13 protein-coding genes and 1 riboswitch are annotated in these 13,658 nt (G+C 46.2%); of the genes, 6 read left to right on the forward strand and 7 right to left on the reverse strand.

The window, feature by feature from the left end; genetic code table 11:
- Positions 1–198: 198 nt before the first annotated feature.
- The gene (locus ACO08K_RS19040) at positions 199–2,184 is read left to right on the forward strand and encodes a PKD domain-containing protein (RefSeq protein WP_421798002.1); all 1,986 of its coding nucleotides are present in this window, start codon (positions 199–201) and stop codon (positions 2,182–2,184) included.
- A 21-nt stretch (positions 2,185–2,205) separates the two neighbouring features.
- Positions 2,206–3,003 carry an SDR family NAD(P)-dependent oxidoreductase gene (locus ACO08K_RS19045; protein WP_421798003.1) on the forward strand — a complete coding sequence of 266 codons (798 nt, stop codon included), beginning with the start codon at positions 2,206–2,208 and terminating at the stop codon, positions 3,001–3,003.
- Positions 3,004–3,086: 83 nt separating this feature from the next.
- Here the strand turns inward: ACO08K_RS19045 and ACO08K_RS19050 are convergent, their stop codons facing one another.
- Complete coding sequence (locus ACO08K_RS19050) at positions 3,087–4,619, reverse strand: subtype B tannase (protein ID WP_421798004.1); 1,533 nt, start codon at positions 4,617–4,619, stop codon at positions 3,087–3,089.
- A 96-nt stretch (positions 4,620–4,715) separates the two neighbouring features.
- Complete coding sequence (locus ACO08K_RS19055; RefSeq protein ID WP_421798006.1) at positions 4,716–5,111, reverse strand: group III truncated hemoglobin; 396 nt, start codon at positions 5,109–5,111, stop codon at positions 4,716–4,718.
- 105 nt (positions 5,112–5,216) lie between these two features.
- Here ACO08K_RS19055 and ACO08K_RS19060 point away from each other — a divergent pair, with 105 nt between their 5' ends.
- Positions 5,217–5,699 carry a SixA phosphatase family protein gene (locus tag ACO08K_RS19060; RefSeq protein WP_421798007.1) on the forward strand — a complete coding sequence of 161 codons (483 nt, stop codon included), beginning with the start codon at positions 5,217–5,219 and terminating at the stop codon, positions 5,697–5,699.
- 3 nt (positions 5,700–5,702) lie between these two features.
- On the opposite strand, the gene ACO08K_RS19065 is transcribed toward ACO08K_RS19060, so the two are convergent.
- From ACO08K_RS19065 to ACO08K_RS19075, 3 genes are all read right to left on the reverse strand, one after another.
- A complete protein-coding gene (locus ACO08K_RS19065; RefSeq protein ID WP_421798008.1) occupies positions 5,703–6,089 on the reverse strand; it encodes a cysteine-rich CWC family protein in 387 nt (128 codons plus the stop codon).
- Positions 6,089–6,688, reverse strand: a complete 600-nt coding sequence (locus ACO08K_RS19070) for a DUF6580 family putative transport protein (protein WP_421798009.1) — start codon at positions 6,686–6,688, stop codon at positions 6,089–6,091. The genes ACO08K_RS19065 and ACO08K_RS19070 overlap by 1 nt, the downstream gene beginning before the upstream one ends.
- 65 nt (positions 6,689–6,753) lie before the next feature.
- Positions 6,754–6,942: riboswitch (cobalamin riboswitch) on the reverse strand.
- A 163-nt stretch (positions 6,943–7,105) separates the two neighbouring features.
- The gene (locus tag ACO08K_RS19075) at positions 7,106–9,019 is read right to left on the reverse strand and encodes a serine hydrolase (protein WP_421798010.1); all 1,914 of its coding nucleotides are present in this window, start codon (positions 9,017–9,019) and stop codon (positions 7,106–7,108) included.
- A gap of 739 nt (positions 9,020–9,758) precedes the next feature.
- Here ACO08K_RS19075 and ACO08K_RS19080 point away from each other — a divergent pair.
- Together ACO08K_RS19080 and ACO08K_RS19085 are read left to right on the forward strand one after the other, a co-directional pair.
- Positions 9,759–10,214 (forward strand): hypothetical protein, encoded by a 456-nt coding sequence (locus ACO08K_RS19080; RefSeq protein WP_421798011.1) that lies wholly within the window; start codon positions 9,759–9,761, stop codon positions 10,212–10,214.
- Positions 10,215–10,294: 80 nt separating this feature from the next.
- Positions 10,295–10,750: a hypothetical protein gene (locus ACO08K_RS19085; RefSeq protein WP_421798013.1), complete on the forward strand. Its 456-nt coding sequence runs from the start codon at positions 10,295–10,297 to the stop codon at positions 10,748–10,750.
- Between the two features lie 3 nt (positions 10,751–10,753).
- Here the strand turns inward: ACO08K_RS19085 and ACO08K_RS19090 are convergent, their stop codons facing one another.
- Together ACO08K_RS19090 and ACO08K_RS19095 are read right to left on the reverse strand one after the other, a co-directional pair.
- Positions 10,754–11,212 (reverse strand): DUF2452 domain-containing protein, encoded by a 459-nt coding sequence (locus ACO08K_RS19090; RefSeq protein ID WP_421798014.1) that lies wholly within the window; start codon positions 11,210–11,212, stop codon positions 10,754–10,756.
- A 164-nt stretch (positions 11,213–11,376) separates the two neighbouring features.
- Complete coding sequence (locus ACO08K_RS19095; protein ID WP_421798015.1) at positions 11,377–12,351, reverse strand: hypothetical protein; 975 nt, start codon at positions 12,349–12,351, stop codon at positions 11,377–11,379.
- 164 nt (positions 12,352–12,515) lie between these two features.
- Here ACO08K_RS19095 and ACO08K_RS19100 point away from each other — a divergent pair, with 164 nt between their 5' ends.
- The gene (locus tag ACO08K_RS19100) at positions 12,516–13,265 is read left to right on the forward strand and encodes a 3'-5' exonuclease (RefSeq protein ID WP_421798016.1); all 750 of its coding nucleotides are present in this window, start codon (positions 12,516–12,518) and stop codon (positions 13,263–13,265) included.
- The last annotated feature ends 393 nt before the right edge of the window (positions 13,266–13,658 follow it).

Genomic DNA, 13,658 nt, shown 5'->3' on the forward strand with positions numbered 1-13,658 from the left:
TCTTACCTTTGTTCCATTCATTAGTAGTGGGGCAAAATGAACATTTATTTTTTATTGCCCCTTATCAACTCAGCTATCAATATCATCATGAAAAAATGCTTTAAACAAGGTTTGTTCGCATCCTTACTTAGCGGGTTTTTACTTGGAGTTTGCTTTGGCTTAGCGAGTCAGACTCCCTACAACCCTGCACAGGATTCTATGTTCAATAAACCTTACATTGACCTGGATGAATGGCGGGATACGCCAGTGCGGCATCGTTATGTTCATGGTGGTTTTGCTGGGACTGGCACCCGTTTTTCGTTTTATTTCCCAGCTAAAGAACAGTACCAGGGCCGCTTTTTTCAGTACGTCACCCCCTTCCCAGATGATGAAAACCTATCACAAGGCGCAAAGGGGGAAGAGGATAAAATTGGCTTTTCGATCAGTAGCGGGGCTTATTTTATCGAAACAAATGGTGGCGGCAGGGTAGATTTTGGCCGACCAGGTATTCCTTCAGACCCTTTGATTGGTGCCTATCGTGCCAATGCGGCGAGTGCGCACTTTTCCCGTACAGTTGCTGTGCAGATGTACGGGTCTCATCGGACCTATGGATATTGCTTTGGAGGCAGCGGCGGAGCTTACCGAACCATCGGAGGCATTGAAAACACAGAAGGAGTATGGGATGGGGCTGTTCCTTATGTATTGGGTTCACCCATGGCCATTCCCAACGTATTCTCGGTGCGTATGCACGCCATGCGGATTTTGAATGATAAGTTGCCACAAATCATTGACGCAATGGATGCCGGGGGCAGTGGCGATATGTATATGGGTTTAAACGAAGAGGAAAAACAAGCCTTGGCAGAAGTTACCAGAATGGGTTTTCCCCCACAATCCTGGTTTGGGTACAAAACGATGGGGATTCACGGATTCATAGCCCTGTATCAGGGAATGAAAATGGCTGACCGCAAATATTTTGATGATTTCTGGACCGTCAAAGGTTATCTAGGGGCAAACCCCACCGCGTCACTTTTGAATGCTCGCCTGCAAAAAACCAGCAAAATTAAATTGGCCATACCCATTGATGAAGCCGTGAAACTGGGTATAAAAGAACCTATATCGGAGGGCGAGCGGGGCTCAGCTGACCTGGCCTGGAAAAGTATCGGTGGCACAGCAGGTGCGATGCCGGTGGCTTTCCAACTTGAAGATGTGTTACCCGCTGTTCATTTTTTAGGAGGAGACCTCATCATTAAATCTGGTGCTGCTGCAGGTAAAAGCATTCAACTGGCTAGTGTGTTTGGTGATAAAGTCGTTTTTGGCCCGGTTGATCCTACGGTTTTAGCTCAAATCAAAGTTGGTGATGAAGTGTTTGTGGACAATTCTAATTTTTTAGCCGTACAAACTTACCATCGGCACCAGGTACCTGGAAAAGAATATCAGGTTTGGGATCAGTTTCGGGATGCCGCTGGCAATCCACTTTACCCACAACGGCCAATGCTGTTGGGGCCTCTATTTACCAGAGGAGCCGCCGGGGTTTTGCCTACGGGTAAATTCAAGGGTAAAATGATCCTGCTCTGCTCTTTGTGGGACAGGGAAGCGTTTGCCTGGCAGGGCGACTTTTATCGTGAAACCGTAAAAGCCAATCTCGGAGATAAAACTGATGATGTGTTCCGGTTGTGGTATACCGACCGGGCCCTACACGGTGATCTGTCAAAACAAGAAGATCCCACCCGTACGGTTAGTTATTTGGGTGTCTTGCAACAAGCACTTCGCGATTTGAGCGCCTGGGTAGAAAAAGGGGGTCTTCCACCCGCTTCCACCCAATACAAAATTGAGGATGGTCAGGTGATTGTACCGGCAAAAGCACAGGACCGAAAAGGCATTCAACCCGTAGTTCAACTTCAGGTCAATGGCAAAAAACGCGCGGATGTGGCAGTAGGGCAAAAAGTCACCTTTACTGCCAATGTGGAACTAGCTCCAAACTCTGGCAAGCTGGTTTCGGCTGACTGGGATTTTGAAGGTGGGGGTACTTTCCCCGTTTCCAGTAAAATAAAAAATGACAAACTTCATCTAAAAACCAGATATACCTTCCTAAAACCGGGCACTTATTTCCCTACATTACGTATTGCTGTCCAACGTGAAGGCTCAGCTGAAACTGCCTTTGCTCGAATCCAAAATCTGGATCGGGTACGGGTAGTTGTAAAATAACCCACCAATAAAACCAAAGTCATGCAAGCAAAAGATAAAGTCATAGTTCTTACCGGTGCCGGGAGTGGTATTGGCCAGGAATTGGCCATACAACTGCTGCGGAAAGGTGCGAGAGTAGCTGGTATTGACATCCATTCTGATGCCTTAGCCCAAACCCAAGCCTTGGCAGGAGTGGGTGATGATCAGTTTAAGGCTTTTGTTTTGGACATTTCGGACAAACAAAAAGTAGATGCACTTCCCGCCGAAGTCATTCAACACTTTGGCACTGTTGATGGCCTGATCAACAATGCGGGCATCATCCAAAAATTCATTCCCATCAATGACTTAAACATAGAGGACATCCAGCGGGTCATCAATGTCAATTTTTATGGGACAGTCTATCTGACCAAAGCTTTTTTACCTCTGCTTTTGGAGCGCCCCGCGGCGCATATCGTGAACGTATCGAGTATGGGCGGATTTATCCCTTTTCCAGGGCAAACGGTATACGGAGCAGCCAAGGCAGCGGTGAAATTGTTCACGGAGGGGCTTTATGCTGAATTAAAAGCCACGCCTGTAAGGGTAACTGTAGTGCATCCGGGAGCCATTGCGACCAATATTGTCGAAAACTCTGGCTTGGGTAAACCCAGTATCTCTTCTGCTCAGGCCAATCGTGCTCTGCCCGCCGCTAAAGCCGCTGAACTCATCATCAAAGCGATGGAAAGGGATCAATTCCGGGTTATGGTGGGGAAAGATGCCAGCTTCATGGACCTGTTTTATCGCTTAAATCCCCAAAGAGCAGTGGATTTTATTCAGCGGAAAATGGCGGATGTGATGCGGTAATCTTTGAAAGGCAGGAGAATAAGGGCGTTTATAGAGTCGCTTACTCAAATTTAATCTTCCGCACTATCAAGCTGGGCAGTAATTCATTTACCCCCCTTTTTACAAATCCCATCTATCCACGCGAACAATTCGTTCAAGTCGTAATCGCCGCTATGCGGTTTTTCCCAAGGCAATTCCAGGCTCACGTCATACCCTTTGTTTTCAAGCAGGGTTGCCAGCATCACTGGAATGGCAAAACTGGTGTCTTTGTCTTTGGCACCGTGCCGGATGCGCCAATGTTTGGAAGTAGCGCTTTGAGGAGTGCCGATGTAGTGCATGGGGTTCATCATTTTTACCAGGAGTGGATCTGCCAGTGGACTTGCTGCTTTGCTCTGTTCCTGAGCAAAGGAGGTGAAATGCAGGTTGGGTATTGTTGCCGTTCCAAACAGGTTATTCTCAGGAGAGGTCATGTCCAAGGCGTCAAAGGCCGGAGGGGTTTTCATGCGCTCAATGTATTTGATGTAGGCATTGTAGTCCAGGGCATTGACTTTGCCATTGCTGATGCTCAAAAAAGCAAAGGAGGATAAGTCAGTTCCCTTGTCCAGTTCCTTTTTGGCCGATGCGATCAAATAGGATTTTATCCATTCCTTAAAATTACCATTACCATCCTTGTCCAGGGAAAGCAGTGCGCCACTTTTGTCCTTCAATTTCAAACCGTTGAGATAAGCTGGAAACAACACTTTCAATTGTTGTGAAACCGCAATTTGCTCAGCGCTCAGGGCAGCAGCAGGGGGATTGTTTTGCATTGGCCCACCTCTTTTGTAGGTGTGGATGCCTTCAAACTGCCATTCGTAGGCTGCATCCGAGTTGTCCAAATTGATGATTGGGCAGTAAGCCGAAACAGCAAAAATATGATCAGTAGCCTTTGCTGCGCCAAGGGCTTTGAGGTAGGGTTCGTAGTCAGGGTGATTTCCCGTTGCGCCCAGCAGGGTCGACATAGCCCCTCCTGCACTGGTGCCATTAGAGATGATTTTGCGTGCATCTCCGGGCATTTTTTTATCGTTGAACACGAGGTAACGCACGGCAGCTTTTAAGTCGACGATTCCAGCGGGAGCTTTTCCGGTAAATTTGCCAATGGCGTCTTTCAAGCTACGGCCTCTTGCGCCAGCCGAAGCTACCACGTAGCCATGCGCTAAGGCTTCCAAAACGGTATTGGGCCGAGTTGGTCTGGCTGGTACCGCTGGCGTCTGCCCGGGAGCTCCCCCCGGAGGCGCTGGCATTGCCCCGCTCGGTGCATTCCCTCTGGCCTTGGCAGGTTGGGCGGGCATGTAGCCACCTACATTGTTTGGGAAAAAAATCGGGGCTGTTGCTGCGGTATAGCCATTGATGCTTAGCCCCTGGTAGTAGGCTTCGGGAACGTAGATGTTTAACTTTTGATAAGCCGTATCAACGGGATTCTGTACGTAGATGATGTTTTCGTAAGCCCTTACTTTGATGGTTTTGCCGTTGAGGGTCAGTTCTTGGTGGCTGAAGTTTTTGGCGTTAAAAACCAGGCTAAGTGGCTTTTGTCCAAAGGCTAAATTGGCCAGACTAAGCAGGGTGACAAAAGCGAAAGATTTCAAATTGGCAGTTTCCATTGCTGTCGGTTTGTGGTTTTAGTTGAGCTCCAGGTTGTTGCAAAATAGCTCTCCAATGCCAAAACCCTAGCAAACGCAATATTATAATTCAAAGAGTTAATTGATTTTTAGTTCGTGATTTTTAATCTGTGCCAATTTACTCGAAAACACATACGCAATCGACTTTGCCCTCAATTTGGTATGTTCTGCTACTTCCCCAGCAAACAATTCGTCCATATTCTCCTCAAATAAACTGAGCCATCTTTCAAAATGGGTTTTATCCACAGGCAGAGGGACATGAGCGGCAAAAGGATTGCCTTTGTAACTTTGTACGCCAAAAATCAGGGTGCTCCAAAACTGATACATTTTGGGCAAATGGCTTTGCCACTCTACTTCAGCAAAATCATTGAACACATAAGATAACAGGGGGTCTTGATTGACCTTGGCATAGAAGGAGTCTACCATTAATTCAACATCTTGCTCGGTACGGATGTCTGCTTTGTGAATATCCATTGTTTGTTTTTATTTAAACTAAATCAAAAGTAGGCCGAACAATGAAGTACCCCAATGATATTTATCATCAAGTGTAGAATTGAACCATTTTTTTATTTTTGTACCATGAAAGCATCCATTCTCTCCTTCCTGTTTTTCCTGGCGCTGTCCATCGGACAAGCCCAAACGAGTCCTTCCGTGATTTTCATCGTTCGCCACTGCGAAAAAGCGATGGAAAGCACCGACAATCCCAACTTGGCCGAAGAAGGCAAAAAACGCGCCGCGCACTTGGCGGAAATCCTCAAAAATACCGGGATTGAAGCGGTGTACTCCACCAACTACAAACGAACCATGCAAACGGCTGAGCCGCTGGCGAATGCCATGAAATTAAGCCCGGTGGTATATGAGCCCAGAGATGCCAATTTTGGCGAACAACTGCGCAAATCTGGCAAAAAGGTCCTGGTGGTAGGGCATTCCAATACCGTTCCCGACCTGTTGAATCAACTGTCGGGTACCAAAAATTACCAGCCTAATGATGGGTATGGGGATTTGTGGGTGGTGACCATCCAAGAGGGTCAAGCTCCGGTCATTGTGAAGCTCAGCTATTGAGGTTTAGAGCTTATCCAAGACTTCCTTTTTAAACCCATACACACAATGCCGACAACCACTGCCGCAGCAGCGGCCGCGCAGTAGATGGTACAGCTCGGTGAATACCCAAAATCCATTTTCCTTGTAGTAGTGCAAACCTTCGATCAGCATTTCGCGCTGAGTGGGAAAGCGATAGCTCCGAGCAACCTTGATCAAATGCTCGTAGTGCGCCAGGCAGTTTTTGCACAAACAATCGTACTGCGTTGTAGCCAAAAAGGTATGCGTTTCGGCAGAAACCTTCACCTCTGCGCACTGGCAATTGGCCACATCTCCTACTTTGCAGGTGAATGCAGTACGGCACCTTGGGCAACACTTTTCTTCATGTTTTGCCCGAGTGGATTCAGCGGTCATTACTGATGATTAGCGACGCTTAGTGCAGGTTTTAAGGCTGGAATCTGGCGTTGCATCCAGGCAAAAGTGCCAAAGAGCGCGGCTGCGTAGCACAAGTCACCCAACATGGTGCCCTTCAAAAAAGGAACCCCAGCAGCGTAACAGGTCATTAAACCGCCAAAGTTTTGGGCATAAGTGGTACTGCCGATCCAGCAGCTAAAATTGGTGACCAAAAAGAAGATTGCCGAAGAACCCAGTGCACCAACTGCAACCCGTTGCCAGCTGACTTTTTTGAAAAGCAACAACCCCAGCAGGGCAATCAGCACATAGCAACCATACTGCCAGTAAAAACCGGAATAAAACCAGGTGAACTCAGGATAGTACCGCGCATAAATGACATTGTTGATGAACAAGTCGCTCAACCAGGTAGCAGCAATGGGAATCAAAATGGCCTGCCACTTCTTTTGGAAATGAGCTGCACCAAATAGAGCGATCGCCCCCAATGGTGAAAAATTGAGCATGTGCGGAATCATCCGACTGAAGGCCGCTAAAACAATCATGCCCGCCAATACGCCGAAGCGCAGGGACAACTTGGAATCTGTAGAAGAATTAGAAGACATCTTGTGACTTTTAGCTTTATACCGCGAAAGCATCGTCTAGAGTTCATTTAAGTGGTCGCTTAAATGAACTCGTAGCGGAAAAGGCAGGTCTCCTGACTTGTAACATTTTCATCGTCCTTCCCACCTTTGGGCAGTGGACCATATTTGATGAAAACCTTGCTTGTTACTTACAGTTGCGCGACAGCTCGTGATTTGCACACGATTCCCTTTTTATTTACCACAAACGTAGTAAAACCTATCCCGGTTGATGAAGCAATGTGGAAAAGAACGTTATCAGGGGCAAGTTTACGGGTTTTACAGGAATTTATCAGGATTAGGGATGAATTTTTAAATCAAGGTCACTAATCAAACAAGGAAGAGTTCGGAGGAATTACCCCCGAACCCTTAAATGAACCAATGTGATTCTGTATTCCCGAGTTAGAATAAATCATTTGCGGGCCAGGCCGGTATCCCATTCACCACATCCCACATCAGCTTGTCCATATCACCGAAGAATGCATCGGCATCACTTTTTCCATTGGTGAAGAATACCCAGCTCAAGCCATTTCCGGCTCTCACCATCACGGTCCCGGTACCCGGCAAACTACCCATGTGGAAATAGTTGTTACCGTTGACGTTCCAACCTTTGGCATAATTGCTTACTGCACTTTTGGTCACCATGGTGTTGAAGGCAGCCGCACCAAGGATGTCGGGTTTGGTTGGAAATCCATCCACCCGTACCAACAAACGCAGGTAATCTACTGGCGAAGCAATCCAACCACCGTGGGCGTCCATGCGGGTTACTTTCATAGTATAAGGGTCGCCACCACCTAGGTCGTGGTACACCACTTCATTGTGGCGTTTTTGTGCCTTGGTATCGCCACCAATGTGCATGTCATTCACCCCACAAGGAGCCAGGATATTGTTTTTGACAAAAGCCTCATACCCCTGACCCGTCACTTTTTCGATGATGCGGCCGAGGATGCAGTAACCAAAGTTGGAATAAGCATATTTGGTGCCAGGCACATGGCTGGGATCACGTTGGGCCAAAATGGTGCTGATCAGTTGGGCCTGGGTCATGGTGGGGTTGGAAAACATGGGGTCGCCCACGCCGTCGTCGCCATTGTTGTCCCAATTGGTGCCTCCTGCGGTATGTTCCAGCAGGTGTTGTACGGTGATTTGGGTCTCCCAATTGCTCAGGGTTTGGCCATAGGCAAAGCCCAGGATGCTGCCGTTGCCGAATACCTTATCGCTGAGTTTGAGTTTGTTTTGTTCTACCAATTTCATGATGGCCACACCGGTCAGTGGTTTGGACACACTGGCAACGCGGAAGAGGTCGGTAGGGCTGGCGAGTTCTCCCGTGCTTTTGTCTGCAAAACCATAACCTTTGGCAAAAATTAAACGGCCGTCTTTTACAATCCCGACCCCAGCTCCCGGCAAACCATACTTGTTGATGTAGGCACCAACGGTTTTGTCGATGTGCTGGATGCCAGCGATGCTGATGCTTTCGGGCGTCTTTTCCCAAATGGCCGTAAAACGAGCAGAGGCACCATCGCTGTAACCATTGACCAAAACGGGGTAATAACCCTGGTAAAAATGGTTGTCAAATTCAGCCTGGTAGTTTTTGGAGTCCATCCGATGGCGAGCCGACCAGGCCGGGCCACCTACTTTTTCAAAAATACAGGCGTAATAATCCGTAGCACCCTGGTTGTAGCCACTGACATGGGTTGGGCGGTAACCATTTTGGGTATTGGTATTGAATTCCTGTTGGTATTGGGCTGCAGTCAGGTTGTGGCGGGCAATCAGCGCAGGGCCAGTCGTTTTTTCCCAAAAGGCGACAAACTGGATGGTATTGCCTACCTCAAAACCCTCAACTTGCTTGATGCGGTAGCCGTTTTGGTTCTGGGTATTGTATTCTTGCTGGTACTGAGCTGCACTCATGCCGTGGCGAGCGATCTGAATGGCATTGTTTTTTTCCCAAATTGCGGAATAATAGGCGGCGCCATTGAGGCCGCAGCCATCTACCCAGGTCAGGCGATAACCTTGTTGAGTATACGTAGTGAATTTTTGCTGGTAATCCGCAGCGTTCATACCGTGGTGGGTAACGTAGGCCGGCCCGGCTACTTTTTCAAAGAGGGCTGCGTAAAAGATACTGTTGCCAGCAGTGTAGCAACTGACTTGTTTGGGCCGGTAGCCTTGTTGGGTATAGGTGTTGTAAAATTGCTGGTACTGGGCGGCGCTGAGGTTGTGGCGGGCCACCCAAGGGTTGACTGCGCTCAAAACTGCACTGGTACACAAACAAATCAAAAGGAACAGCATTTTTCCAAAATGAAATCTGGTTGGATTGAACATAGGAAAGGATTTTAAGGAGTTGTGAAAAATAAATTCAGTGTTCAAAAGCAGGTGTGTGGTGGAGGTGAGTTGGTTCCACGAGGAGAGGATTTTCACAATTTTTTAACAGAATAAATATAGGGCACAAAAAAAAAGGCTGTACCCCATCACAAAGGACGAAGTACAGCACTTACTCTTGTTAGTAGGACGCCTTTAACTGGCTGACTAGCGTTTGGCCTGAATGGACCTAAGTAAAAATAAAAGGGTTTCCTAAAGAGAACTGAAAAAGGCTAGACCAGTGATGTCGCCACAATGAAGGGCGGATTCTAGTAAAAAATCGCGGGGGGACGCGAAGTGTAGATCATCAGGAAAAAGGTCCAATGATCTGCACCTCTAACGGCGAGCACCCTTGGGTGCAGTATTCATAGCGGTAATTATACCGGCCCCAGCGACAAAAGCGGCAAAGGTTACGATAAGTACTAGCATGACCGACCAGTTTTTTGTTGTGTGTTCGTGATTAAATGATATTGCGCTCCATTAAGGGGTTCAAATGGATTGCTCACGGGATAAAAAACTGATATGTATTGTGGGACCTATGGGAGGCGAAAAAACCGATATGATTTTCTCGTGACGCTAAATTGGGAAAAGTTTTTGGAATATCCAGTACATCTTTCAAAACTTTTTTAAAAATTAACACATTTCTTGAATGAATGGAAACGAATCGCCATTTTTGCAACATTGTTGCATAAAATTCCTTAACATGAAAGCTTTAATTGTTGTAATCGTATTGTTTGGCCTAGGGGCCTTTTCCTTTGCGGCCCAGGCACAAAGTTTAGGTTGGCAAGCATTTGCGCAGGTGAAATCAGAAACCAAGTTTTTCAAAAATGAGGGAGTCTACGTGCTTACCCCAAAATTTGATGAAAAAATAAAGTCCCTGGAAGGCATGTACTTCAGCCTGCGGGGTTATTACATCCCCACCGAGGTACATTCAGACAAATGGATTGTGATGTCCAAAGTGCCCATGTCCCAATGTTTCTTTTGTGGTGGGGCTGGTCCTGAATCCATTGCGATGATCAATTTTAAGGGCAAAGCCCCAAAGTTTAAAACTGATCAGGTCATTACCGTCCGGGGCAAATTGCGGCTCAACGACTCCAACCTGGATGAACTCAATTTTATTTTGGACGATTCTGAGTTGGTCACTGCTCCAAGCAAGTAAACCTAAATTGTTTGACATAGGTTATTTTAATGAACAACTTTGAGTAAAGATGAGCGCTTTTTTATAAAACCCAAGTGTTTATGTTGCCAAACCAAGCATTGCTAAAGCTATCTATCTGGGTGTTTCTATTGGTAGCCTGCCATTCATTAGCGGGGCAAAATTCCGCCTGGGATAGTTTTGCCCGGGTAAAATTCAGTTCAAAATACCAGGCGGATTATGGGATGAACATCCAGGTTCCTCAATTTGATTGGACCATTCGTTTGTTGGAAGGAAAAGAAGTGACTTTGAAAGGTTATTTTGTCCCCACTGATTTGCAGACTCCCCGTTCCATCATCCTGTCGCGGGTGCCCAATTCCAGCTGTTTCTTCTGTGGTGGTGCGGGGCCAGAAACCGTCGCCAGGATCAATTTTAAACAAGCGATTCACAAGTTAAAAACCGACGAAATCCTCAAAGTGAAAGGAATCCTCAAACTCAATGACAGCAACCACCGGGAAATGAGTTTTATCCTGGAAGAGGCAGAAATTCTGGAAAAATAAGCCTTACAGCTCTAACTCACCCGTGGCGAGTACATCCCAGGTATGGTCGGCAAGAAGTTTGATCGTAGCTACGAATTGGTAAGGTGCCTTACGACCCCATTCGCTGGGTGAAATCATCGACATGACGTCTTTGCCGTTGTCGCGGCGGTACAGGTGGTAGATTTTGCCAATGATGGGCCCAAAATTCATTTCGGCAAGGTAGATGCGTTCAGAGATAGAGACGCGGTTTTGGATGGCTTTGGCCTGGGAAGCAAGCAGCTCAATTTGTTGGCGGATTTGGTCGAGGTCCATTTCCGTTTGTTCGTACATGGCAGTTACGGCCCGCCCTTTGACTTTGCCCTTATCCGTAGGTTTAATGTTTACCCCACCCCGGGTATGGGCATAAGGCAACAAATGTGGATTTTCGGCAATTTTATCCTTATCGATTGGGTTGATGAATTCCTCTTTCTGGCGCTCGGACATGACAGTAAAATTGAGACTACAAAGTTAAGCCTTTTGAACAGAAGAGGTGGAGAAAAGTTGTGGGGGCCTGAAATTAAAAAGTTCCATCCACTTACTTGGTCACTTCGACTACGCTCAGTGACCAAGTAAGTAGATGGAACTTTGGAACTTAAGGATCTGATTGTTTACTTCAGTTTGAAAGTTCCTTTGCCAGAAAGATACCCTTTGTTGTATACTTCTACCTTGTAATCACCTTCTTCAAAAGGTGCACCAGGTGCGATTGAAGCACAAACCTTGGATTGACCTTTGTTGTAGCTGGTCGATTTTGCTTTGGAGAAAGGTACATCTTCGCCAGAACCGCTGGTGAAAGAACCTTCTGAAGCCAAAGTTTCTCCTTTTGGAGTGATTACACGTACGTGGAATACTTCCTGACCTACTTCCGCATTGTCATTTGGAATGATCTCGAAGCAAACGTCTACCTGGTTAACTTTTTTGGCATTGTTGCTCTTGCTAGGTTTTTTCTGATCTTTGGTGATCAAACCAGTAGCATCGATTTCCTGAACCTTGATGGCAGAAGCCGCAGTTACTTTTTTAGCCAAGTCTTCTTTGGTTTTTTCCAAATCAGCCTTTGCACTCTCCAGCGAAGATTTTTCGGTACTCAACTGGGAAGTGGTTGCTTTTTCGGCTTCCAATGAAGTTGCTAGCTGCGTTTTTTCTTCACCCAAACGGGTTACGTCCCCTTTCAAGGTTTCGTTTTCGCCGCGTAGCGTATTCACTTCAGCCAAAAGTTGATTGATGCGGCCTTGTAGGTTTGCCACCTCAGCGCGTGCTTTACCCAAATTGCCTTTATCTTTCAACAGGGTTTCAATTCTGGATTTAGAAGCATCCAGTTCTTGTTTTTGTTGATCAATCAAAGAATTCAGTTCTTCATTGGTTCCACGCATCCCTTCCAACTCCGACAAAGCAGAATAGTACTGCTTGTTGAGCTCTTCTTTCAGTTTGGTAGTCTCATCCAGGTCAGCAGTCAATTCGGTGTTCTGAGTTTTGAGTTGGCTACGGTTGTAAATCATATAACCGTTGATGCCCAACAGAACTACAATTACTGCAACAGCTGCAATTAAAAGTGTGCTTTTAGAATTGTTTCCAGATGTGGTTGACATAGTTTTTTGGTTTTTTGTTGACAAAAAGTTTTGGGAAATACAAAAAAGAAACAAAAAATAAGACAACAAGGAACTGTTTTCAATACTTTTTTGTATTTCAGAAAAAGCAATTGCACAACGACCCGAAGTTTGCTAATATTGTCTACCCAAATACAAAATTGGATATGCTGGAACAAATTGATATTGCCAATGTCCTTTTTTTAGACATCGAAACGGTAAGCGTAACCCACACGTATGCTGAGCTTTCGGAAGATTTCCAACACTTGTGGAAGGCAAAAAGTACATCCCTGTTCAAAACAGAAACTGATGCCACTGAGGAGGAGCTGAACGAAACCTACCGCGACCGGGCGGCCATCTATGCCGAGTTTGGCAAAATCATGTGCATTTCAGTGGGAGTAGTGTATCGGGACAAGGATGACAAACGGCTGAGAGTGCGGTTAAAATCTTTTGCCGGGCACGATGAGGCACAGTTATTGAAAGATTTTTCAGAATTGATGGCCCAACATTACCCCAGCCCAGGCAAACATTTCATTTGTGGCCACAACATCAAGGAGTTCGACATCCCTTACATTTGTCGACGAATGGTTGTTCACCAAATGCCCTTCCCAAATCTCCTGGATCTGGAAGGGAAAAAACCTTGGGAAACTCTCCACTTATTGGACACCATGGAAATGTGGAAATTTGGCGACCGCAAAAATTACACCTCCTTAAAAGTGCTTGCGGCCTTGCTCAATTTCCCCTCACCCAAAGATGACATTGATGGCAGCCAGGTTGGCCGAGTGTACTGGGATGAAAATGATGTAGAGCGGATTTCGTTTTATTGTGAAAAGGACGTATTGGCTACCATCCAACTTTTCCTGCGGTATCGGCGTGCACCGATTTTAGAGGAAGATCAGGTGACCCACATCAGATGAAAGGGGGGATTCCAGCTGGACATAAAATAGATTTGCAATATTCAAAAAATAAGTATATCTTTGACGAATCTAATTTTTTAAGCGTACCTACCTGTACAAATTCTCCACTTCACTTACCGTTTCCTAAAGGGAAGATACCGTTCCCTGAGAATCCCTGCCGTTGCCTAAACGAAGCTTGCTGCTCTGAACAGCAGTTATATCTTTGTTTCAGTTTTCTCATAGTATGTTTAATTCTCCTACACTCTTTATGCTGAGTGTAGGTTTTTTTTTGCCATTTTTTTAGCATTTCTGCATAACGCCAATTCCACGGGAATTATTTCTGGCCTTATCTACCGCTTCCTAAGTTTAAACAACCATTCAACACTCATCTGTGGCATAGCCTAATTGGAACGC

This window comes from Haliscomenobacter sp. (assembly GCF_965225875.1).
In the GTDB taxonomy this organism is placed as follows: Bacteria; Bacteroidota; Bacteroidia; order Chitinophagales; family Saprospiraceae; genus Haliscomenobacter.